At 61.7% G+C, this 21,362-nt stretch carries 18 protein-coding genes; 14 read left to right on the top strand and 4 right to left on the bottom strand.

The features are described from left to right. Positions 1 to 191: 191 nt before the first annotated feature. The 3 genes from BLS87_RS01670 to BLS87_RS01660 all read left to right on the top strand — a co-directional run bounded on the left by BLS87_RS01670 (position 192) and on the right by BLS87_RS01660 (position 2,724). Positions 192 to 701 (top strand): hypothetical protein, encoded by a 510-nt coding sequence (locus tag BLS87_RS01670; protein WP_074749661.1) that lies wholly within the window; start codon positions 192 to 194, stop codon positions 699 to 701. Positions 702 to 1,177: 476 nt separating this feature from the next. Further along, the gene (locus tag BLS87_RS01665) at positions 1,178 to 2,068 is read left to right on the top strand and encodes a sensor histidine kinase (protein WP_074749660.1); all 891 of its coding nucleotides are present in this window, start codon (positions 1,178 to 1,180) and stop codon (positions 2,066 to 2,068) included. Then, positions 2,065 to 2,724 (top strand): response regulator, encoded by a 660-nt coding sequence (locus BLS87_RS01660; protein ID WP_074749659.1) that lies wholly within the window; start codon positions 2,065 to 2,067, stop codon positions 2,722 to 2,724. The genes BLS87_RS01665 and BLS87_RS01660 overlap by 4 nt, the downstream gene beginning before the upstream one ends. 150 nt (positions 2,725 to 2,874) lie before the next feature. Here BLS87_RS01660 and yegS read toward each other — a convergent pair whose 3' ends face one another. Beyond that, a complete protein-coding gene (yegS, locus tag BLS87_RS01655) occupies positions 2,875 to 3,783 on the bottom strand; it encodes a lipid kinase YegS (protein ID WP_074749658.1) in 909 nt (302 codons plus the stop codon). Between the two features lie 468 nt (positions 3,784 to 4,251). Here yegS and BLS87_RS01650 point away from each other — a divergent pair, with 468 nt between their 5' ends. The 11 genes from BLS87_RS01650 (at position 4,252) to BLS87_RS01600 (ending at position 18,571) form a co-directional block, all read left to right on the top strand. Continuing rightward, entirely contained in the window at positions 4,252 to 5,688 is a 1,437-nt protein-coding gene (locus BLS87_RS01650) for an undecaprenyl-phosphate glucose phosphotransferase (protein WP_074749657.1), read from the top strand. Further along, on the top strand, positions 5,688 to 7,142 hold the full coding sequence (locus BLS87_RS01645) for a mannose-1-phosphate guanylyltransferase/mannose-6-phosphate isomerase (protein WP_074749656.1): 1,455 nt from the start codon (positions 5,688 to 5,690) through the stop codon (positions 7,140 to 7,142). Before BLS87_RS01650 ends, BLS87_RS01645 begins: the two co-directional genes overlap by 1 nt. A 192-nt stretch (positions 7,143 to 7,334) precedes the next feature. Then, a complete protein-coding gene (locus tag BLS87_RS01640) occupies positions 7,335 to 8,108 on the top strand; it encodes a polysaccharide biosynthesis/export family protein (RefSeq protein WP_074749655.1) in 774 nt (257 codons plus the stop codon). An 18-nt stretch (positions 8,109 to 8,126) separates the two neighbouring features. Next, on the top strand, positions 8,127 to 10,121 hold the full coding sequence (locus BLS87_RS01635) for an exopolysaccharide transport family protein (RefSeq protein WP_074749654.1): 1,995 nt from the start codon (positions 8,127 to 8,129) through the stop codon (positions 10,119 to 10,121). 1 nt (position 10,122) lies between these two features. Then, entirely contained in the window at positions 10,123 to 11,304 is a 1,182-nt protein-coding gene (locus tag BLS87_RS01630) for a glycosyltransferase (RefSeq protein ID WP_074749653.1), read from the top strand. A gap of 20 nt (positions 11,305 to 11,324) precedes the next feature. Further along, positions 11,325 to 12,614, top strand: a complete 1,290-nt coding sequence (locus tag BLS87_RS01625; protein WP_074750219.1) for a cellulase family glycosylhydrolase — start codon at positions 11,325 to 11,327, stop codon at positions 12,612 to 12,614. A 2-nt stretch (positions 12,615 to 12,616) separates the two neighbouring features. Continuing rightward, positions 12,617 to 13,831 (top strand): glycosyltransferase family 4 protein, encoded by a 1,215-nt coding sequence (locus BLS87_RS01620; RefSeq protein ID WP_074749652.1) that lies wholly within the window; start codon positions 12,617 to 12,619, stop codon positions 13,829 to 13,831. Then, positions 13,822 to 14,931, top strand: a complete 1,110-nt coding sequence (locus tag BLS87_RS01615) for a glycosyltransferase family 4 protein (protein WP_074749651.1) — start codon at positions 13,822 to 13,824, stop codon at positions 14,929 to 14,931. The genes BLS87_RS01620 and BLS87_RS01615 overlap by 10 nt, the downstream gene beginning before the upstream one ends. Continuing rightward, positions 14,931 to 16,328 carry an O-antigen ligase family protein gene (locus BLS87_RS01610; RefSeq protein WP_074749650.1) on the top strand — a complete coding sequence of 466 codons (1,398 nt, stop codon included), beginning with the start codon at positions 14,931 to 14,933 and terminating at the stop codon, positions 16,326 to 16,328. The genes BLS87_RS01615 and BLS87_RS01610 overlap by 1 nt, the downstream gene beginning before the upstream one ends. Next, positions 16,325 to 17,146: an acyltransferase gene (locus tag BLS87_RS01605; RefSeq protein ID WP_074749649.1), complete on the top strand. Its 822-nt coding sequence runs from the start codon at positions 16,325 to 16,327 to the stop codon at positions 17,144 to 17,146. The genes BLS87_RS01610 and BLS87_RS01605 overlap by 4 nt, the downstream gene beginning before the upstream one ends. Positions 17,147 to 17,155: 9 nt before the next feature. Continuing rightward, a complete protein-coding gene (locus BLS87_RS01600) occupies positions 17,156 to 18,571 on the top strand; it encodes a lipid II flippase MurJ (protein ID WP_074749648.1) in 1,416 nt (471 codons plus the stop codon). An 11-nt stretch (positions 18,572 to 18,582) separates the two neighbouring features. Here BLS87_RS01600 and BLS87_RS01595 read toward each other — a convergent pair whose 3' ends face one another. The 3 genes from BLS87_RS01595 to BLS87_RS01585 form a co-directional block, all read right to left on the bottom strand. Next, positions 18,583 to 19,515 (bottom strand): LysR family transcriptional regulator, encoded by a 933-nt coding sequence (locus BLS87_RS01595; RefSeq protein WP_074749647.1) that lies wholly within the window; start codon positions 19,513 to 19,515, stop codon positions 18,583 to 18,585. 200 nt (positions 19,516 to 19,715) lie between these two features. Next, positions 19,716 to 20,093, bottom strand: coding sequence for a VOC family protein (locus BLS87_RS01590; RefSeq protein WP_074749646.1), 378 nt, complete (start codon positions 20,091 to 20,093; stop codon positions 19,716 to 19,718). 25 nt (positions 20,094 to 20,118) lie between these two features. Next, complete coding sequence (locus BLS87_RS01585; RefSeq protein WP_074749645.1) at positions 20,119 to 21,309, bottom strand: CaiB/BaiF CoA transferase family protein; 1,191 nt, start codon at positions 21,307 to 21,309, stop codon at positions 20,119 to 20,121. Positions 21,310 to 21,362: the final 53 nt, after the last annotated feature.

Here is a 21,362-nt window from a genome sequence, read left to right as displayed (position 1 = left end):
AAACCAGTGATAACAGACCGGACTGTCTGGGCTGCGGCACGAGGTATCGCACACAACTGCACCTTGCTGACTGCAAACAAATCACAACAATCAGAAACGCCCTACAGACATTCAATTGCCTTCAACATTAACTTTGGGCCACTCGCCCCCTGCGACCTTGATTCGCTGTCCATGAAGAGTGGAGATTTCAGATGCTGAACGGCAATGAGTGGCATCAACTGCACGGTGATTTTCTCAGCGACACCCAGCACCTGATGGGCCGCGCAGACGAATGCCTGAGTCACCTGGAACTGATCAGTGACGATAAGGATGCGATCGAGTGCCTGCTCGGCACGCTGCAACAGATCGCCGGCAAATCAGACGCAGCTCACGTCCAGGCGATCGCCAGCTTCGCCAGACAATTGCGTTACCTCTTGTACTTTGCAAGTGCTGCCGGACGCTTGCAGCCCAAAGCACTCATTTCCTTGCGCCAGTGCCTGTCGCTGCTGTCGTGGCAGATCGAACTGGTCGACCCCCTCACCGGTCAATTGCCGCTGGACGACAGCGAACAGCAACATCTGCTGGAACAGTTCGGCTGCTGTTGCGGCATCGGCCAGGTTGAAAGCAGCCCTGCCGTTCCTGTCGAGTGGCCCGTCCCTCTGACGTCGGTTCATTCGGAAACCGCTCTGGGCGAACGTGGCGAGCGCTCCAGCACACTCTGAGTTCCCCCGTTGCGCCCTGCCGCTGATGTTCGCCAGGGCGACCTGCCTTGATCAACAGACCTTGTTGCGCGCCCCTCAATTGGTCGGATTCAGACCCGCCATGTCTGTGCGCTTCTGTTGCAGCGTAACTTGGCAAGCGGCACGCTGAAGTTCTGCGATACAGACAACGGGCTTATATGTCGCCCGCCGTCTTATTAGCACTGTCGTGCCAATCATAAATCCTGACTAAATGGACAACCTTCTTGTGTGCGTTGTTTGCACGCGGTGCTTAATAACGGCGGCATTTAAGGTAAGATCGGCGCCCGCGAATGAAAGCGGGAAGTTTGTGAACACGTTGTTCCTGTTGAAAGTCGACTCCTGGTTTTTGTACACACGTATAAAGGTGAACAGAGCCGTGCCGCTCTGTTGACCACGATAAGTGGCCTGACACATCCTGTTCAGGTATCCGCAACAATTATCCGATGGCTTCATCCGCTATGCATGGCAGCAACAAGACCTTCACGTTATGGCCTATGAGCTCGAACACCGTATTTCGATGGGTAGCGATGGTCTGTCTCGCGATCACCGCGTGCAATCTCGTCGCTTTTTTTCTCGACGATGGCCTTTCATCCGCGCTGGCGCTCATTAACGTGCTCGCCTTGCTGGGCATCTGTTACTGCGTAAGTCGCCCCAGCAAAACCATACAGTTCCAGCCCCAAGAGCTGGCCGATCACATGCTGCAGGTCCAGGAAACGGAGCGCCATCGTCTGAGCCGCGAACTGCATGACGATATCGGTCAGATGCTGACCGCCGCCAAACTGCAAAGTGACTGGCTGCAACGTCGGGCGACGGAAGACCTGCATCCCCACTGCGCCATGCTCAACAACATTCTCGACGAAACCCTGGCCAAGGTACGGGACGTGTCGGCCATCCTGAATCCACGGCAGCTGGCAAGCCTGGGGCTCGAAGCCAGCCTGCGTGCGCACCTGCTGCGCACGCTGGTGGACACCCCTGTGCTCTGGAGTCTTGAATGCCACCAGCGGCTGGCTGGCATTCCTGAGGAAATGGCCGTGGCGGCCTTTCGCATCACGCAGGAAGCGGTCACCAACATGCTGCGCCACGCGCAAGCGAAGAACCTGCTGGTGCGGATTCAGCGTCGCCCCGACGGTCTGGCGCTCAGCATTTCCGATGACGGGCTGGGATTTTTGCCCGCCGCCAATCCGGGTCAGCAAGGGCAACGCGGCATGGCGGGCATGGTCGAGCGGGCCACCCTGCTGGGCGGGCATTTGACCGTAGAAAGCGAGCCTGGTCGCGGCACTCACATTCAAGCCTTGTTTCCCTGGGCACCCCGCGCTCGGGAACGCGCCGACATAAGTAAGCACTCATGATCTGCAATCTTCTTCTGGTCGACGACCACGCTCTGATTCGTGCGGGTGTCCGCGCACTGGTTTCCGACATTCCCGGCTATCAGGTTATCGGCGAAGCCGCCGATGGCGAGCACCTGCTGGAGATGACACAGGAATTGAAGCCGGACATCATCCTGCTCGACATTTCGATGAAGGACAGCAACGGACTCGATGCGCTGGAGCGGCTTCACAAAGCCTTGCCGGACAGCAAGGTGCTGATCCTGTCCATGCACACGGAACCGCAGATGATCATGCGGGCGCTGGAGGCCGGGGCACACGGTTACCTGCTCAAGGACGCCACCGGCACCGAGATCGAGCAGGCTCTCGAGGCGCTGAGAAACGATGAACGCTACCTCAGCCCCGCCATCGCGCACACGGTGATCAACCAGGCATTGGTCAGTGCTCAGTCGAATAAGGTAGAGCCGGTCGAGAACCACAATCTCACAGCACGCCAGTTGGAGATCCTGCGCCTGATCGTACGCGGCAAATCCACGCGGGAAATCGCCAACGGCCTGAACCTCAGCGTCAAGACCGTCGAGACCCATCGCTCGCAGATCATGAAGCGATTGCAGATCTACGACGTGGCGGGCCTGGTGCTGTTCTGTGTGAGGGAGCAGATCATCAGCCTTGATGATTGACGCTCGCCGCACTGCGCAAACGTTTGTCCATGGTCGGCTGCCCCCCATGGCTTCGCACTCCTTTCGCAGACGAGCGGGCTGATTGCTGCAACCCCTGAGATTCAAAGGCTGAGTCGCGAAGGCACGCCCGTCTGCGGGTCAAGGCACGCGTCAGCCGATCCGCTTCGACTGCCCCAGCAACGGCGAATGCGCGGGCAGGTGAATGCGCAATGCGCCGGGACGGGCCTCGAAACGCAGGCTTTCGCCACGCAACGGCTCACCGTCCAGATTGATGTCAAGGCCCTCGGCAGACTTCAGTTCAACCCACGGCAAGCGTGCGCGAACGAACAGGTTGTCGATCCCCAACCCGCCCTCCAGCAAGCTCTTGAGCGTACCGACGATTTCCTGTGGCGCCGGCAGAATACTGATGTCGAGCAGACCATCGTCCGCTAACGCATCGGGGCACAACGGATGCCCGCCACCCGCCTGTCGACCATTGCCAATCCCCAACGCGAGCAGGTCGCCGCGCCAATGGAAATCCGGACCGTTCAATTCGCCGTAAGCCGCTTTCAATTCACTGAAACGCGACAGCCCCGTAAACAGATAGGCGGCGCCGCCCAGCACCTTTTTCAAGTCTTCCGAGGTGTTGGCGGTGACCTGACTGCCGAACCCTCCCGTGGCCATATTCAGGAACATCTGGCCGTCGACAACGCCCATGTCGACCGTGCGCGCCGGCACATCCAGCAAGTCGAGTGCGCGTTCGGTCTCCAGTGGAACGCCTGCAGAACGGGCGAAATCGTTGGCGGTGCCCAACGGCAGGATCGTCAGACTCGCGTCGCTGTCCGCCAATGCCAGCGCCTCGGCGATATCGCGCAGCGTCCCGTCGCCGCCGCCTGCAATGATTTGCGTGTGTCCGGCCGCCAGCGCTTCTGCGACCAGACGCTGCGCATCGCCGCCTTCCCACGTCAATCGAACGTCCAGTTCCCAGCCATGCTTGCGTTTACGGTTAACGGCGTCGCGAACGTCGTCGTTGAGCGCCTGTTTACCATGAAGAATCAAGAGTGCCCTGCGCTCCGTCATACCTTTCCCTCTACCTGTGCGATTCATTGCGTGAGGTGTTGACCTCAAGCCCGCGAAAAAAAGCCCGGACACCGATTTTTTTTTGCATCAGGGCGAAAAGAGCGGAATGCCCATGATCATTGGATCCCAACCGCCACGACTTGCCGTGATGGTCCGGCCCGGGCATCGCCCCGATGGGTCATGACCGCCTTCAGCATGACAGTGGCTGTTTCATGGGCTTTACTCTCGTAAGCACTCGTTTGAGGGACTTTCTGACCTGCTTTTGGAAGTAGTCCTACGCCGCTTGAGAAGAAATAGGATTTTTTCCTAACGACGGGATTGAAAAGCAGGGCAATAGGGTGCTTAATCGACAAATTATTGGCTTATTTTGAATTACCTCGCAGAAAAGTCATTAAATTGACTTTAGGATGGAATGCGGGGCAGCTAAGCCAGTCATGGATTCATGGATCGAAGATGTGAGGACGATGTATGCGACTGCAACCGGTCGACAGCCTTGTGCTGACGCGCACCAGCCTGATCGAGTATTTCCTGTTCGCCGTCCGACTGGTTCATGGAGTCACAGCCGTTCTACCCGGCATCCTGATCCTCGCCTACTGGAAAACCGACACCCCGACACCGCCTCAAGGCTACCTTATGGTGCAGGTCTTCTTCGGCGTGGTGTGCGTGCTGATGTTTCAGGCGCTGGGGGTTTATTCGGAAAGCATTTTCACCAACCGCTCTCGCTTCAAGATGATCCTGTTCGTCTGGTCGTCGGCGTTCTGCGTGTTGTTGTTCATGTACAAGGCGATGGACCTTTTCGACTACATCACCCAGGAACAACTGATGGTGTGGTTCGTCGCCAGCCTGGCGATGTTCTGCGCCGACCGCATACTGCTCCTGCTGATCTACAAGCGCCTGATGGCGCGCGGGTTCTTCCTGCAGAACGCAGTGATTCTGGGCGCCACCGAGAACGGACAGCGTCTGGCCGAATACATGCTGCAGAACCAGGACATTCGCTCCGGGGTATTGGGGTTCATAGACGACCGCATCGGTCGCCTGCCGAAGACCATGGCCGGCTTGCCCCTGCTCGGTAACACCAAGGACCTTGAAGGCCTGATCCGCGAGGAGAAAGTCACGCAGGTGCTGGTCGCCCTTCCCTGGTCGGCAGAAAATCGCATGGACTACATCATTCGTGAGCTGCGCAGGCTGCCGGTCAACGTGCTGTTGGTGCCGGACATGGTCGCCTTCAGGCACGCGCACAACCGCATCACCGAGGTCGCCAGCCTGCCGATGTTCAATGCCTCCGACGTGCCGTTGCGCGGCTGGTCGCCGTTGTTCAAGCGGGTCGAAGACATGTTGCTGTCGAGCCTGGCGATCCTGCTGCTGTCCCCGGTCATGCTGGTCATCGCCGCGGCCATCAAGCTGGACTCCCGAGGGCCAGTGCTGTTCTGGCAAAAACGCTATGGCTACAACAACCGCTTGATCACAGTCTGCAAGTTTCGCTCGATGCACACCCATCAGGCGGACGCTACGTCTGAGCAGCAGACCGTCAAGGGCGATGCCAGGGTGACCCGCATCGGCCGTTTCATCCGCAAGACCAGCCTGGATGAGTTACCGCAATTGTTCAACGTGTTCGCGGGCAGTATGTCAATGGTGGGGCCGCGCCCACATGCCACGGCCACCAAGGCCGCCGGCATTTTGTTCGAACAAGCTGTCAAGGAATACACCTCGCGTCATCGGGTCAAACCGGGCATTACCGGGTTGGCTCAGATCAACGGTTTTCGTGGTGAGACAGATACGGTGGAAAAGATCGAAAAGCGTGTCGAATTCGACCTTGAGTACATCGAAAACTGGTCCGTCTGGTTCGATCTATACATCCTTTTGCGCACTGTTCCGGCAGTGCTCTTCTCCCGCGAGGCTTACTGATGGGCACCCTTATTCCCTGCATTATCGCCGGCGGTGCCGGCACCCGATTGTGGCCAGTGTCACGTGAAGCCATGCCAAAGCCCTTCATGCGGCTGCCAGACGGCGAAAGCCTGCTGCAAAAGACCTTCAATCGTGCCAGCCACCTGGACGGCGTCGAAAGCCTGCTGACGGTAACCAACCGGGAAGTCTATTTCCGGACCGTCGACGACTATCGCCTGTTGAACAAGAACAAGATTCACCTGGACTTCCTGCTGGAGCCGTTCGGACGCAATACCGCGCCTGCCATCGCCGCTGCCGCGCTTCATGTCCAGGCGCTGCGGGGTGACGACGCTCAGTTGCTGATCCTGCCTGCCGATCATCTGATCCACGACGTGGAGGCGTTCGCCACGGCGGTCACAGACGCCCGCAAGCTGGCCGATGAAGGCTGGATGGTGACCTTCGGCCTGATCCCCACACGTGCGGAAACCGGCTTTGGTTACATCGAAAAAGGCCAGGCTTTGAGTGACAAGGCGTACCAGGTGGCGCGATTCGTCGAGAAACCCGACGCGACCACCGCCAACGAATACCTGAACGGTGGCCTGCACCTGTGGAACGCCGGGATGTTTTGCATGCGCGTCGACGTGCTGTTGCACGAACTGGAAACCCACGCCCCCGATGTGCTGGCGGCTGTGCGTCACTGCCTTTCCCAATGCAACAGCAAAGAAGGCAGCAATGAACGGCAGATGGAACTGGACGCCACCACGTTCGCCCTCGCTCCGGACATTTCGATTGACTACGCCTTGATGGAGCGCTCGCAAAAAGTGGCCGTGGTGCCGTGCGAGCTTGGCTGGAGCGACATCGGCTCGTGGTCAGCGATTCGCGAACTGGCTCCGGCGGACGAAAACGGTAACCAGTGCAATGGCCAGGTCGTGCTGCACGACGTCACTAACTGCTACATCGATTCCAAGAAGCGACTGGTCGGTGCCGTCGGTCTGGATAACCTGATCATCATCGACACCCCGGACGCCCTGCTGATCGCCGACGCCGAGCGCAGCCAGGAAGTCAAAGTCATTGCTCAGGAGCTCAAGCGCCAGGGCCACCCCGCTTACCTGTTGCACAACACCGTGACCCGTCCGTGGGGCACCTACACGGTCCTTGAGGAAGGCAAGCGCTTCAAGATCAAACGCATCGTGGTCAAGCCCCAGGCGTCGTTGTCGCTGCAAATGCACCACCATCGCAGCGAGCACTGGATCGTCGTCAGCGGCATGGCCCGCGTCACCAACGGCGAGCGCGAATTCATGCTCGACACCAACGAATCGACCTTTATCAAGCCTGGCCACACTCACCGTCTGGTCAACCCCGGCGTGATCGATCTGGTGATGATCGAGGTACAAAGTGGCGAGTACCTGGGTGAAGACGACATCGTGCGCTTCACCGACGTCTACGGCCGCGTACCGGCTGCACCGTCGGCCTGATCAGCCCCTGAACCGGCCGCGCGCGTCGCGGCTGATACCTCTTCAACGCAGCGAGGCCAGCGTTCTCCCCTGAGCAGCACCCCGTCCACGGCCAAGCCGGGGCACCACAGACATTGGACTTGGCAGTATTGCCGACATGATTGTTTTACCCGCAAGGGAGCCGTATTCATGCATGACAGGAGTTCTGGACCAATGAAAAACACGTTGATGCTCGTCAGCGTGCTGTTGCTGTGCGCGTGCAACACACCCGCACGGATAGGGCTGCCGGAATCACCGGAAATCAAGGCCGCGCAGGATGCAGGCCGAGCCCTGGCCGGCAAACCGCTGCCGCCTGAACGCATTCACGCAGGTGACACCCTGCGTATCGTGCGCAACACCGGCGAAGCGCCTTCGATCTCGGCGTTCACGGCCAACTCCATCTATGAGCTGACGCTGTTTCCGGTGCTCAACGACGGCACGTTTTCCTACCCGTACATCGGCTCGGTGAAAGCGGCCGGGTTGACCGTGCCGCAGCTCATCCAAGTCCTGGAGGACAAGCTGGCGCCGGTCTACCGGGAAACCGCGTTGACCGTCAACATCAGCCAGGCGCCGAGCAACATGGTGTTCGTGGGAGGCGCGGTTCGCAATCCCGCCAACCTGCCCGTGTCGATGGTCACCAACCTTGAGCAGGCGCTGGTAGGCGCCGGAGGCATCAACCCGGATGCCGATGCGCGCCTCGTCGCGCTGCTACGTCAGGGCGACGACGGCCTCTACAAGACGTATTTCTTTGATTACAGCAAGCTGCTCTACGCGGGCAGCGGAGGCCCGACGGCGCCGGTGTTGTTGCAGCGCGGTGATGTTGTGTTCGTCCCTAAATCCGGGGTCGGCAACAAGATCGACGGCGTGAATCTGTACTTCAACCAATTGATCCCCTTCTCTAAATCGTTGGGCTTCGGTGTGAATTACAACTTGCGCGACAACAACTAACCGGAAGGGACCGCCGACATGATAACCATCCGCTCATTGCGCGATGTACTGCGCCTGTTTTTCATCTTCCGGCGGGAGGTGCAGATCACCGTGGTGGCGACGTTCGCGATCATCGTGCTCGGCGCTTTCCTGTTGCCCAACCGGTATGAGTCCACGGCCCTGCTGCTGGTCAAGCCTGGCCGTGACACCAGCACTGTGCCGATCGAACTCGCAGACCGGCAGTCGATCGCCGTGCCGAGTGCCCTGCGCGACCCGTTGCTCGACGAAGAGCGCATGCTGACGGGTCGCCCCATCATCCGGCGGGTCGCGCAGCGGTACATGGAAAAGCTGGCCGAGGCACCGAAGCCCTCCGGCGTTTTCGCCGCCATCAAAAACGCCCCAGGTGCGGCCTTCCGAGCCATCATCGATGTGATTCGCAGCGGGCTGGAAATGGTCGGACTGGTCGAGGCCCGTTCACCGGAAGAGCGCCTTGCCGAGGACCTGGAAAAGAATTTCAGGGCCAGTCACGAACCGGGCTCTTCGGTGATGGAGCTCACCTTCACCTGGAACGATCCCGAGGTGGCCCAGGCAGTGTTGAAAAACTGGGTCGATGAGTACGGCAACGAGCGCGCCCGGACGCTGGGCCGGGTAAACCTCTATGCGTTTTACGAGCAAGAGGTGAAGGACACGCAAGCCAACATTCTTTCTCACAAGCACGACATCCAGACACTGCTCGACCAGCTGGGCACCGTGAGCATCCATCAACGAATGGCCGATATCGCCCAAGGCCTGAATGACCTGCGCACCGAGCGCAACAACACCGCCCGCTCCATTGCCTCGACCAAGGCCGGGATGGACAAGATTCAGGAGCAGATGAACAAGCAGACACGGCTGATCAGCTCGGGCAAGGAGCTGGCCCTCAATCCGAGCCGTCAGGACTTGCAAAACCGCATCAACAGCAAGGAAGTCGAACGCCAGGAATTGCTGCGCTCGTTCAAGGAGAGCGCGCCGCCGGTCCAGGCGCTGGACAACGAGATCAAAAACCTCAAGGCGCTGTGGAGCAGTCAGGCAACAACGGTGCAACGCACGGAAAATATCGCGCCCAATCCACTGTTCACCCGCCTGCAAAACATCCTGAACGACCAGCAGGCCAGTTACACCCGCCTGCTGGTACAGCGCGAGCAACTCGACGCCCAACTGGCGCAACTGGAGAAGGATCGTACTCAGGCACTGGACCTCGAACCCCGATTCTCGCGACTGCAAAGCGAGCTGAATGCCGAGGAGAAGAACTTCATTCTCTACACCGACAGCCTGGAAAAGGCGCGCATCGACCGCGAGCTGGATAACAAGCGCATCAGCAATATTGCGATCATCGAACACGCCACGCTCAACCCCAGCCGGGTATTTCCGAAAAGCCTGTTGATGTTGCTGCTGGCCATTCCGTTGAGCCTGGGTGTCGGGCTGCTGGCCTTGTACCTGTTCTATCTGCTGGACCAGCGCATCCACGACGGGGACAGGATCGAGGCGCAGTTCGGCGTGCCGCTCTGGACCAGCCTGCAGGACACGACGGTGGCGCAACCGCATCGCAACAGCGCCTTCATCGCCAGTCTGTATCGCCTGTACAGCGTGCTGCCGCTCAAACAAGTGCCTGACAAAGGGTTGAGCATCGGCCTGACCTCCGCGCATTCGGGCGAAGGGGTGAGCTTCGTCGTCGAACACCTGCGCGCGCTCCTTGAAGAGCATGGCCACAGCGTCCGTGTGGAGGCTGGACGTGCGGCACAACCGGGTGAAATCCAGCTGATCGCTGCGTCCGATTTCTACGCGAACCAGCAAGCGTTCGTGCACTTGCGCGATGCCGACCTCATCGTGCTGGTGGTCCGGGCAGAAAGCTCCACCCTGCCGATGCTGCAAAACGCACTGACGACGCTGACCACCGCGTTCAAGCGTGTCGACGGGATCATCCTCAACCGCCGTCGCTTCGAAATTCCGGAGAGCGTCCTGGCCTGGATCGGCCGTTTCCGGAGGCATCATTAACATGCAAATTGCCCTGCTCGCCCCTTTGCCGCCGCAACAGAACGGCATCGCCGATTACGCCGGCCACCTCAAGCACGCCCTTGAGGACGTGGGGGTGAGGGTCCGAACGCCGCTTCAAGGCATTGGCAACGATCCCGAGGCGGCCCGGCAGCGTGTGGCCGATGCCGACTGGACGGGCATCGACCTGGTGCACGCGGAAATCGGCGGCGGGCGACTCGCCGAATTTCACGCCTTGCGCGCGTTACGTGAGCGCTACCCGCAGTTGCCACTGACCGCTACGGTTCACGACCCTGAACGCCTCGTCTGGCGTCGGCACACCCTGCCCTGGCCACTCTCGGTGGCGGCGTCGCTGCGCTCGCCCCTGCCGGAAATGGCCACCGTGCTCGCTGACCCGCTCTGCTTGCGCGAGGAACGTCAACTGGCGCGGCACATGACCCGGCTGGTGACCCTGACCCACACCGGGAATCGCTGCCTGCAACAACGCATGGGGCTGCAACAGGCCCAGATGGCCGTGATCCCTCACGGCAATCTGCCGATCGCACCGTTGCCGTTGCCTGCGCTGCAACCCCTCAAGCTGCTCTATTTCGGCTTCATCTATCGGGGCAAGGGCATTGAAGATTTACTCGAAGCCCTGGCGCAGCTGTTTATCGAGAAACCGGCCTTGCGCGCGCGGGTGCGCCTGACCCTCGCGGGCGGCAGTGAGCCGGAAATGGCGTTTGGCCCCTCGGGCAGTTATCTGCAACAACTGCGTCAGCGTATCCGTGAGCTGGGGCTGGCGGACCTGATCGGCTGGCACCTGGACCTACCGGCCGCCGATATCCCGCAGGTGATCCAGGCGCATCACGTGATGGTCCTGCCGTATCGGGAGTCGAGCAAGCTGAAGATCCTCGGCAAACTGCGCGGCACCAGCGGCGCCCTCTCGTGGGCCATGGCCTGCGGGCGAGGCGTGATCACGTCCGATGCCCGCTCGTTTGCCGAAGAGGTGTCCCATGGCAATGGCGACATTTACCCGCAAGGCAACGTTCCGGCGCTGATGGCGGCGTTGTCTCGTCTGTGCGAGCAACCCCAAATGGCTCAGACGTGGGCCGACCGGGCGTCTACGCTAGGACGCGAGCGGGTCTGGAGCCTGACCGCCGAACGCTTTCAATCACTTTTCCAACAGGCTTGCGGGGTTCGTCCATGAAGGGCAAAGCGTTACGGGCGATGGCATGGGTCAGCGCCTGCGCATTGACGATGAGCAGTCCGGCCGTGGAAGCCGAAACCGTGTTGCGCGCGCAACGGGCGGTGACCTGGAAAGACTTTCTGGGGGTTAACGTGCAATTTCACTATTTCACCCCGGACATTTACCAGAAGCAGATGGCGCGGCTCGACGCGTTGGGGCTGAACTGGATTCGCTGGACGTTGCACTGGCCAATTCTCGAGCCAGCGCCCGGGCAGTACAACCTGGCGGACCTGGACGCCGCGATGGCTGCTGCCGCACCCCATAACTACAACACGGTGGCCTACCTGGTGGGTTCGGCAACCTTCGACAGCAGCGGACCGCAGGGCGCCAGCAACGCGGACCAATACCCGCCTCGCGACAACAGCATCTTTGCCGAGCGCATGACCGCCCTCGCCCAGCATTACCCGCAGGTCAGCCACTGGCAGGTCTGGAACGAGCCCAACATCATCTGGCTCCCACAAGCGGATCCCGTGGCCTATTACACCCTGCTGACAGAGACCGCCAGCGCCATCCGCACCGCGTTGCCCGGCAAACCGATCGTCACCGCCGGCGTTGCGTATTACGGGCAAATGCGCGGCTCTACCGGTTACATGCTGCAATCGATGGTCGACCAGGGCCTGGCCAGTCAAAAGATCACGGCGGCCTACCATCCGTATTCCGAATACCCCGAAGGCGACTCGATCGGCGACCGGGATTTTCTGGTGCGTGGCAACGCCCTGAACAAGAGCCTGCATGACGCAGGCGTCAAAGACGTCTGGGCCACCGAATGGGGCTGGTCGAGCTACAAAGGGCCGGTGGAAATGCAGCACATCATCGGGCTTGATGGCCAGGCTGACTACACGCTGCGGCGCTTGGCCATGATGAGCACGATGGATTATCAGCGCATCTTTGTGTTCAACCTCAGCGACCTCGATCAACGCGCCAGCACCCGCGATCGAGGTTACGGGCTGGTGGACCTCAATGGCGAACCCAAGCCGGTGTACACCGCGCTGAAAAATTTCTTCGACGTCACCGGCCCCACGCTGATGCCTGCCGATCCACCGCCGGCACTGGCGATCCCCGAAGACCTGTATGCCATTGCATGGAACCGTGCGGACGGCGCTCATCTGTTGATGGCCTGGAGCGCCAGCAGCGCGCACCTGAACTTCCCTGGCATCAAGACCGCCACACTGTATGACCCACTGACCGGCAACCACAGCGAGCTGGCCAGCGCCAAGGGCGTCGATGTACCGCTCACGCCCACGTTGCAAATCCTCGTCTGGAAGCCTTGACCATGCGTATTCTCTGGACATTGCCCTACCTGCCCTGGCCCACCACCAGCGGCGGCAAGACCCGGCAGTTTCATCTGCTGCGCAACCTCGCTGCGCGCGGCCATCGCATCACGTTGCTGGTGCAGTCCAAGACCGAACTGGACGACGCCACCCGCGCCGCGCTCGAACCCTGGCTGGAGCGGCTAATCGTGATCCCGCGACGGCCGTTGCGCAGCGTTCGCACATTGCTCGCAGTGGCGTTCGCCCGACCGCCGATGCTCGCCAGCGCGAACGGTTTTTCCGCCCCCCTGCAACAGCAATTCGAGGCCCTGCTGCAAGAGCAATGGGACGTGATCCAGATTGAGCACAGCTACAGCTTTCAGCCTTTCGAAGCGCCGCTGCGTCGCACCGGCAAGCACTTCATCATGACCGAACACAACGTCGAGTCGGGTCTGGGCGCTGCCAGCTATCACCACTTTCCGGAGTGGGCCCGCCCGTTCACCCGCTTCGATCAATGGCGTTATCGGCAATGGGAAACGCGGGTATTCCGTCAGACCAGCGAACTGATCGCGGTCACCGAAGAAGACGCCAAAGGCCTGGCCCGATTGACCGCCAGAGCCACGGCGGTGGTGGTCAACGGCGTGGATTGCGATTACTACGCCAAGGTCTGCCCGGACCGCTACAGCCGTCGCCTGCTGTTCATTGGCAACTACGAATACGGGCCGAATCTGGACGCCATGGAATGGGCGCTCGAACACATCATGCCCAGGGTCTGGAACCTCGACCCGATGGTGCGCCTGACCGTTGGCGGCTATGCGCTGCCAGAAGAATGGAAGGAACGCTGGGCCGATCCGCGCATCGACTGGCTGGGTTTCGTGCCGGACCTGCGCACGGTCCAGAAGGAAGCGGCGATCTTCTTCGCCCCGCTGCGTGAAGGCGGCGGCTCCAAGCTCAAGGTGCTTGAGGCCATGGCGGCGGGCCTTGCGGTGGTCACCACCGAGCAAGGTTGTTCGGGGTTGAACGTGATCAATGGCACCCACTATCTGGGGTGCGAGGACGCACACGGTCTTGCGCGGCTGCTGGTGGAAGCCATCGAGCAGCCCGCCCGACTGGCGAAAATCGGCGAGGCCGGCCGGGCCTATGTGCGCAAGCACCATGACTGGTCGGTGTCGGCTGCGCAGCTGGAAGGCATCTACTCTCGGGTTCACCAGCAGGAGGACGCTGACGCATGCGCGTAGGTCTGGATTACCGCCCGGCGACGGGCTTTCCCAACAGCGGCATCGGCCGACAGAACATCGCGCTGGAGGACGCTTTGCGCGCCAGGCCCGACGTGCAGCTGCAACTGTTCAGCATCGGCCCGCTCGGTCACGGGGTTCGCCAGGTTGCCCATTGTCCGCGCTGGGCGACCCCGCTCGACGGCATTCACCGTCTACCGGAACGCCTGCGTTTCGAAGCCTGCTTTCTCCCGCAGGCATTGCGTGATGCCGAGGTAGACGTCTACTTGGCCAACCTGAACATGGGCCTGCCGATTGGCCGCAAGCCAGCGGGCATGCGCTACATCCTGCAACTTCACGACGTGTTCCAGCTGACCCTGAACAACGCTCACGGTTCGAAGATCAAGGCCAGGGTCTACGGTCAGACCGATCGGCTGTCCATCGCTCATTCGGTGCGCGTCGCCGACCGCATCTGGACGCCCTCGCAGTTCACGGCCGATGAAACCGTACGCCTGTTTCCCCATGCTCGGAACAAGGTGCGGGTGCTGCCCAATCTGGTGGACGGTTTTACCGCCGAACCCGTCGACCTCGACACCCCGCTGCCCGAGCGTTACTGGTTGTGCGTGGGCACCCGCGAGCCGCGCAAGAACATTCCCTGGTTCGTCGAGGCCTGGCAGATCGCTCGCCGGCAGTTTCCCAAAACGCCCGACCTCATGCTGGTCGGCGGGCCTGACGGATTGACCAGCGCGCAACGTGAATTGCCCGGCCTGCACATCGTCAGCGGGATCAGCGACGGCCAATTGCATCAGGTTTATCGGCGGGCAGATCGCCTGTGGCATCCGTCGTACGGTGAGGGTTTCGGGTTGCCCGTCGTCGAAGCATTGGGTGTCGGGACGCCCGTTGCGGTGGCCAGCGGCTCGTCACTGGACGAGGTGACGCCCGACGCCAGCCCACGTTTTTCACCTGACGATCAGGCCGCGCTGGTGCGACTGATGGGCATGCTGTCCACGGAAGAACAACACGACCCGGCGCCGCTGCTGGCATGGGCGCAGCATTACGGCGTCGACGCGTATCGCCGACGCTTCAATGAACTGCTGGACGAGCTGTCCCGGGAGCCCGATTGATGCCATTGGCCATGCCGGTAGGCGTATTCATCGCACTGCTGTTCGGTGTGCTGGTCTGGGTGTTGCCCGCCATCAAGGTGACGGCGGCACTGATCGGTGTCGCCGCGGTGGTGACGATCATTCGCCGCCCATTGCGTGGCCTGCTGCTGTTCGGTGTGCTGGCGACCTTTTTGCCGTACGCCACCGTGCAGATCGGTCTGCGCACCACGGTGTCGGAAGCCCTGGTGATGCTGATCTGGGCCAGTCTAGTGGTCCATCGGCTGTTTGCCTTGTACACCCCGCCGCTGCATCTGTTGCGCACTGAACGCTGGTTGATCGCCCTGATGATGTTCAGCGCTCTGCCCTTCGTGGCAGGACAACTGACGGTCAATGCCGACGGCAACGGACCGGTCAACTGGGTGCGCTGGCTGTTCAACCTGTCTCCTCTGTTTCTCGTCCCTCGCTTGTTGAACGATGACAAATCCCGTGAACAGATGACGATCGCGCTCCTGCTGGGGACGCTGTTTCTGTTGCTGCTGTCGATTCCGGTGTACCTCAAGAGCGGCAGCTCGACGGCGATTATCTCGATCATCGGCGGGCTGGGTTACAGCAACCTGGACACCCTCAACGAAGGGTTGTCCGGCTTGTCGACACGCATGGGCACGCCGTGGACGCATCCCAACATCGCCGGCGGTGCCTTGGCCATGCTGCTGCCGCTGGCGTTCTGCATCGGCGTCACCCGTCAAGGTCCGGTGCGCACCCTGGGGCTGGCGGTGGCCGGGCTGGCCGCGGCCGGTCTGCTGTTTACCGGCTCACGCGGCGCCTTGCTCAGCCTGATTCTGGTGATGTGCTGGATGGCACGCAGGCGGGTACCGTATGTCGGCCGACTGCTGATGGCGGGCGTGTTTCTCGGCGCATTGCTGCTGATGTTCTACCCGCCGCTGCAAGAGCGACTGATCGGGCTGTTCTCCAGCAATGACGCCAGTACCGCGATCCGTTTCCAGGAATACTCGCACTTTCCAGACGCCATGAAGATGTTCCCGCTGGGCATCGGCTTCAAGGTCGACCCACCTGTCCCAGGCACCGGGCTGTGGGGGATCTCCAATCTGTGGCTGAACTACGTCTACAAGCTGGGCATCCCCGGCATGCTGCTATTCACCGCCGTCACCGTCAGTTGGTGGAAAGAAGCGCGGCTCGACAGCCACGTCGTCCCGTTGAATCGCGACACCGCCTTGTGGTTCGGTACCCGTGCCGGTGTCATGGCGGCATTACTGAGTGGCGTCTTCGACCACTATTTCAGCTTCACCACGGTGCTGATTGCGCTGTTCTGGCTGCTGCTCGGGCTGAACCTGCACGAAGCCCGACGCCTGCAGAACACGCAGCACCGCACGGCAACGGAACCAGGGGAGAGACCATGAAACACCGCATGATGCATTCGCACGACCTGCGTCAACGACTGCCGGAATACGCGCGCAAGATGGGGGTCAGCGCGGAGGAACTCGAAAGCACGTACGCCTGGATGCTTGAAAATGACGTGTGCTTCGAAACGCCAATGAAGGACAAAACCCTGTGTTTCATCAGCTACCTGAATATCGAGCCGCGCATTGAGCCGCCCCTTGCCCGACGTTTCTACCGGTTGTTGGCCAACGAAACGCCAGGCGCACTGATTCCGCTGTACGGGATCAACTGGCCGACCCTGCGCGACCGCATGTTGCGCACCTGGGAGCAGGCCTACAACATCCTCATCTGCAAGATCCCCAGCCACACGCTTCGGCTGTTATGGCTGCGCGTCGGCGGGGCGAAGATCGGCAAGGGGTCATCAGTGTGGCGCAACACGGAAATCCTCGGTGTCGACGGCCTGAGGATCGGCAACGACAGCACCGTAGGCTGGCATTGCCAACTGGACGCGCGTGGCGGTCTGATCATCGGTGACCACGTCACCATTGCCTCGCACGTCCTGATCATTGCCGGTGGCCACGACCTCAAGGCACCTGAATTCTGGGCGGTGGGCGGTCCCGTGTTCGTCCGCGACTACGCCTGGATCGCCAGCCGTGCCCTGCTCTCGTTCGGTGCCGACATTGGCGAAGGCGCCGTTGTCGGCGGCGGTTCGGTGGTGTCCAAAGCGATTCCACCCTACGCCATCGTCAGCGGCCCGAATGCCGAGATTAAGGGCGAGCGCGCCCGGGGCCTCAACTACAAAGTGGGCGGCAAAGGCCTGTTCACTTTGTTCCACTGAGGTCAACCCATGTTCGGTTCGGCGCTGTGGCTGACCCTGGCGACCCTGACAGGGCTGGCGGCAGGGTTCGCGCGCGAGTGGCTGGTGGTGGCCGCCTGGGGCGCGGGCGGCCGCAGCGATGCGTTTCTGGTGTCGTTGTTTCTGCCCGAGGCAGTGCGCATGGCGCTGGCCGCCGGGCTACTCAGCGCCGCCGCCCTGCCCCTGTATCAGCAGCGTTCGCCACAGGCACAACACGACTGGCTCGGCGCATTGGTGCCGCGACTGCTACTGTGCGGGATTGGCTTGAGTGCGCTGCTCAGTGTCGGTTCGCCCTTCTGGGTAAGGCTGATCGGGCCGGGACTGGACGACTCGGGGTACGTATTGGCGGCAGCGTCACTTCAGTGGCTGGCATGGTCGGCGCCAGGTTTTCTGTTGCATGCGCTGTTGTGCGTACCCTTGCAGGCCCGCTCGCGCTTCGTGCTGGCGGGTTTGGGGTCCCTGCTGTTCAACCTGCCGCCGGTGATTTACCTGACACTGATGCGCCACGCGGCCACGCCCACGGGGCTGGCCAGCGCGTGCGTGCTCGGCAGCCTGCTGATGCCCGCGGCGCTGCTGCCCAGGCTGCTTCGCGACGGCTGGACGCCGTGGCGCCTGAGCCGCGCGCCCGGTGCGGGCCGTGAACTGCTGCGGCGCATCGGCCCGTTGCTCAGCAGTAACCTGGCAAGCCAGGGTCTGGCGTTACTGGAGCGCATGGTCGCTTCGTTGCTGGGCGAAGGTGCGGTGACCTGGGTCAACCTGGCGCGCAAGCTGATCAACCTGCCATTGATCGCCCTCATGAGCTTGAATCAGGTGCTGTTGGGGCTCATGAGCGGCACCCAGGGCGATCAACGCCTGACGTTGTTGCGCAAAGGTTTGAGCAGCGCCACGTTGCTGACCGTGCCAGCCGTGGCCGGGTTGATTGGCGCAGCCGGCGCGCTGGTTGCGTTGCTGCTGCCCCATCAAGCCATCGACAGCCCCTTGCCTGCACTGCTGGCCTGGTTTGCGGTGCCGCTGATGTTTGGTGCCTGGAACGCGTTGCTGGCCCGGTATGCCTACGCAGCGGGCGACACGCGCCTGCCACTGCACTGTGAACTGGCGGGCAGCTTGCTCAACGCCGTCCTGCTGGCGGTGCTGCCGTTTTTCTTCGGTTTGATCGGCATCGCCATGGCGGCGGTCTGCGGCGCGATCCTGACCGGGCTGCTGTTGATGCGTCGTCAGGACTTGCTCAAGCGTTTGCCGTGGCGTCAGCAGTGGCTGCTGGGTGTCGCGATCATGCTGCTCGCGGCCATCGTGTTGCATCCGCTGAGCGACACCTGGCTGCAACTGGGCTTGAGTAGCGTGTATGGCGCGGTGTTGCTGGCCGGTCTGGCGCTGTGGTTGAAGCCTTGGCGTGCCGTGAGCGCTTGACGTTTCCGGCGCTACCTCTGCGGCCAGATACCCGCGTAATGCGCATTCACTGTGCCGCAGATTTCCTTGACCGTCTGACGCAGCCAGCGGTGTGCCAGGTCCTTGTCGAAACGCGGGTGCCAGGCCTGAACGACCTGAACCGGCTCGAACTCAAGGGGAATCACGAACGGACGCATGCGCAGCCCTAGCTCGCGCAGCCCCCACAGCACCGTCTCCGGCAAAGAGACGATCCGGTCGGAACTCGCCGTGGAGAAAATCGCGGAGTGGAAATTCGGCGTGGTCAGGGTGACACGCCGAGACAGCCCAAGGCGCTCCAGCGCCAGGTCAATCGGTCCGTGAGGGCGACCCCGTCGGGACACGCTGACGTGGTCGTAACGAGCGAACGTCTGTGGGGTGATCGGCGCGTCGAAGATCGGATGGTCGCCACGCGCCAGCGCAACAAAGCGGGTGGTGAGCAGTTGTTGCACCTTGATTTCAGGCCCGAAGTTACGCCGCGCGGTCACGTGCAGGTCAATCCGGCCTTCACGCAGGGCATCGTCGTCACCCTCGCCCTCAGGCGCAAAACGCAGGGTACTGTCAGGCGCATGGACCCGCAACGCGTCGACCAGTCGCCCGCCAAACGCGCCGAAGAACACATCGTTGGAGCGCACATTGAAACAGCGCGCCAGCGTGCTCATGTCCACCTCATCCCGCGCCTGGAACACCTCCGTCGCCTGTTCGACCAGGTTGCGCACCTGCGTCTGTAACGCCAGCGCTCTGGGCGTGGGCACCAACCCGCGCCCAGCCCGCACCAGAACCGGATCGCCCAGCGCCTCGCGAATCCGTGTGAGCGTACGGCTCATCGCCGCCGGGCTCAGGTGCATGCGCCTGGCGGCACCGACGACACTGCCCTCTTCCAGCAAAGCGTCGAGGGCGATCAGCAGGTTCATGTCAGGTAAAGGCATGGCGCGGTATCCGGTGTCAGTGGACGCCGATGATGCGGGAAATGGCGGGGTTTGAGAATGACGGGAGAAGCAGAGGCCGCTGTTCCCTCGGTTGGAATTCGCTTGAGAGGGGTGGTTCGGTTGGAAACAGTCGGGCCGTTAGGCCAAACCTGTCAGCCGCGCCCCTCAACAGCGGATTTGCACATGCCCTATGAGCCCTTTTAAACCATCTCTGAAATCTCAATCAGATTCAGGTCAGGATCGCGCACGTACACCGACCGAATCGGCCCCGTCGCACCGGTTCGCAGGATCGGCCCCTCGATGATCGGCCACCGGGCCTCGTTCAGCCGGGCAACCACCTGCTCCAGCGGAATTGACGCGATGAAACACAGGTCCAGCGCACCGGGCACCGGCACGTGAGCTTTGGGCTCGAACTCCTGCCCGCGAATGTGCAGGTTGATTTTCTGGTTGCCGTACCTGAACGCCATGCGACCGGCGCCAAACGTTTCCAGTTGCATGCCCATCACACGGGTGTAGAAATCCACGGTAGCCTCGGCGTCGACCGCCGTCAGCACCAGATGGTCGAGATGATCGATCATGGTGTTGCCTCCCGACAGGTAAGCCTCAAATCAATCCGCGAGCGCGCCATTCGGCCCGTTGTCCGGCATCGATACCCAGCTGCTCCAGCACCTCGTCGGTGTGCTGCCCCAACGTCGGAGCAGGACGACTGACACCGCCCGGCGTGCTGCCCAGTTTGGGCACGATGCCCGGTAACGTGACCGGCGTGCCGTCCTCCAGCTGGCTGTCTAGCAGCATGTCGCGCGCCTTGTAATGAGGGTCACTGGCGATGTCGGCAGCGTCGTAGATCTTGCCCGCCGGAATACGCTCGGCGGTGAGTTTGGCCAGCACCTCGTCGAGGTCCAGGCTCGCGGCCCAGGCGGAGATCGCCGCGTCAATCAGCTCGACTTGCTTCACCCGGCCATCGTTGTGCGCGAGCGCCGGATCGGCGGCCAGATCAGGCCGTTCGATCAAGGCCATCAGACGCTGATAAATACTGTCGCCGTTACCCGCAATCAGCGCATAGCGGCCATCCCGGCAACGGTAGGCATTGGAAGGTGCGATGCCCGGCAGGCTGCTGCCCGCGGGCTGACGCACGGCGCCAAACACCGAAAACTCCGGGATCAGGCTTTCCATCATGTTGAAGACCGACTCGTACAGCGCCACGTCGATCTCCTGACCTTCGCCACCGTTCTGGTCGCGATGACGCAGCGCGAGCAGCACGCCAATGACGCCATGCAGGGCCGACAGCGAATCGCCGATGGAAACGCCGACCCGCACCGGCGTGCGGTCAGGCTCGCCCGACAGATGACGCAGACCGCCCATGGCCTCACCGACCACACCGAAGCCCGGGCGATCCCGGTACGGGCCGGTCTGGCCGTACCCCGACACCCTCAGCATCACCAGTTTTGGATTGAGCGCATGCAGGTCTTTCCAGCCCAGACCCCACCCTTCGAGCGTGCCGGGGCGGAAGTTCTCCACCAGCACGTCAGCTTCGGCGATCAGCTTGCGCACGACGTCCTGACCTTCCGGCTCGCGCAAGTCAAGGGTCACCGAGCGCTTGTTGCGGGAGGACACGGCCCACCACACCGACGTCCCTTCGTGCAGCAAGCGCCATTTGCGCAGCGGATCACCGGTGCCCGGCGGCTCGATCTTGATCACGTCGGCGCCGAACTCCCCCAGCATCTTGGCGGCGAACGGGCCGGCGATCAGTTGACCGAGTTCAATGACCCGGATCCCTTGCAAAGGCTTTTGCATGACATGCCCTTTGTTGTTCTGGAAAAAGTGGGCCAATTGTCTGCTCTGACGCG

Origin of the sequence: Pseudomonas abietaniphila (assembly GCF_900100795.1) — a bacterium.
Lineage (GTDB): Bacteria > Pseudomonadota > Gammaproteobacteria > Pseudomonadales > Pseudomonadaceae > Aquipseudomonas > Aquipseudomonas abietaniphila.
This window is presented reverse-complemented; position numbering and strand designations above follow the sequence as displayed.

Coding starts and splice junctions, on each gene's coding strand:
- BLS87_RS01595 (WP_074749647.1), bottom strand. CDS start 19,515: ATGCCTTTACCTGACATGAACCTGCTGATCGCCCTCGACGCTTTGCTG.
- BLS87_RS01635 (WP_074749654.1), top strand. CDS start 8,127: ATGATAACCATCCGCTCATTGCGCGATGTACTGCGCCTGTTTTTCATC.
- BLS87_RS01585 (WP_074749645.1), bottom strand. CDS start 21,309: ATGCAAAAGCCTTTGCAAGGGATCCGGGTCATTGAACTCGGTCAACTG.
- BLS87_RS01645 (WP_074749656.1), top strand. CDS start 5,688: ATGGGCACCCTTATTCCCTGCATTATCGCCGGCGGTGCCGGCACCCGA.
- BLS87_RS01600 (WP_074749648.1), top strand. CDS start 17,156: ATGTTCGGTTCGGCGCTGTGGCTGACCCTGGCGACCCTGACAGGGCTG.
- BLS87_RS01670 (WP_074749661.1), top strand. CDS start 192: ATGCTGAACGGCAATGAGTGGCATCAACTGCACGGTGATTTTCTCAGC.
- BLS87_RS01605 (WP_074749649.1), top strand. CDS start 16,325: ATGAAACACCGCATGATGCATTCGCACGACCTGCGTCAACGACTGCCG.
- BLS87_RS01650 (WP_074749657.1), top strand. CDS start 4,252: ATGCGACTGCAACCGGTCGACAGCCTTGTGCTGACGCGCACCAGCCTG.
- BLS87_RS01665 (WP_074749660.1), top strand. CDS start 1,178: ATGCATGGCAGCAACAAGACCTTCACGTTATGGCCTATGAGCTCGAAC.
- BLS87_RS01640 (WP_074749655.1), top strand. CDS start 7,335: ATGAAAAACACGTTGATGCTCGTCAGCGTGCTGTTGCTGTGCGCGTGC.
- BLS87_RS01615 (WP_074749651.1), top strand. CDS start 13,822: ATGCGCGTAGGTCTGGATTACCGCCCGGCGACGGGCTTTCCCAACAGC.
- BLS87_RS01660 (WP_074749659.1), top strand. CDS start 2,065: ATGATCTGCAATCTTCTTCTGGTCGACGACCACGCTCTGATTCGTGCG.
- BLS87_RS01620 (WP_074749652.1), top strand. CDS start 12,617: ATGCGTATTCTCTGGACATTGCCCTACCTGCCCTGGCCCACCACCAGC.
- BLS87_RS01630 (WP_074749653.1), top strand. CDS start 10,123: ATGCAAATTGCCCTGCTCGCCCCTTTGCCGCCGCAACAGAACGGCATC.
- BLS87_RS01625 (WP_074750219.1), top strand. CDS start 11,325: ATGGCATGGGTCAGCGCCTGCGCATTGACGATGAGCAGTCCGGCCGTG.
- BLS87_RS01590 (WP_074749646.1), bottom strand. CDS start 20,093: ATGATCGATCATCTCGACCATCTGGTGCTGACGGCGGTCGACGCCGAG.
- BLS87_RS01610 (WP_074749650.1), top strand. CDS start 14,931: ATGCCATTGGCCATGCCGGTAGGCGTATTCATCGCACTGCTGTTCGGT.
- yegS (WP_074749658.1), bottom strand. CDS start 3,783: ATGACGGAGCGCAGGGCACTCTTGATTCTTCATGGTAAACAGGCGCTC.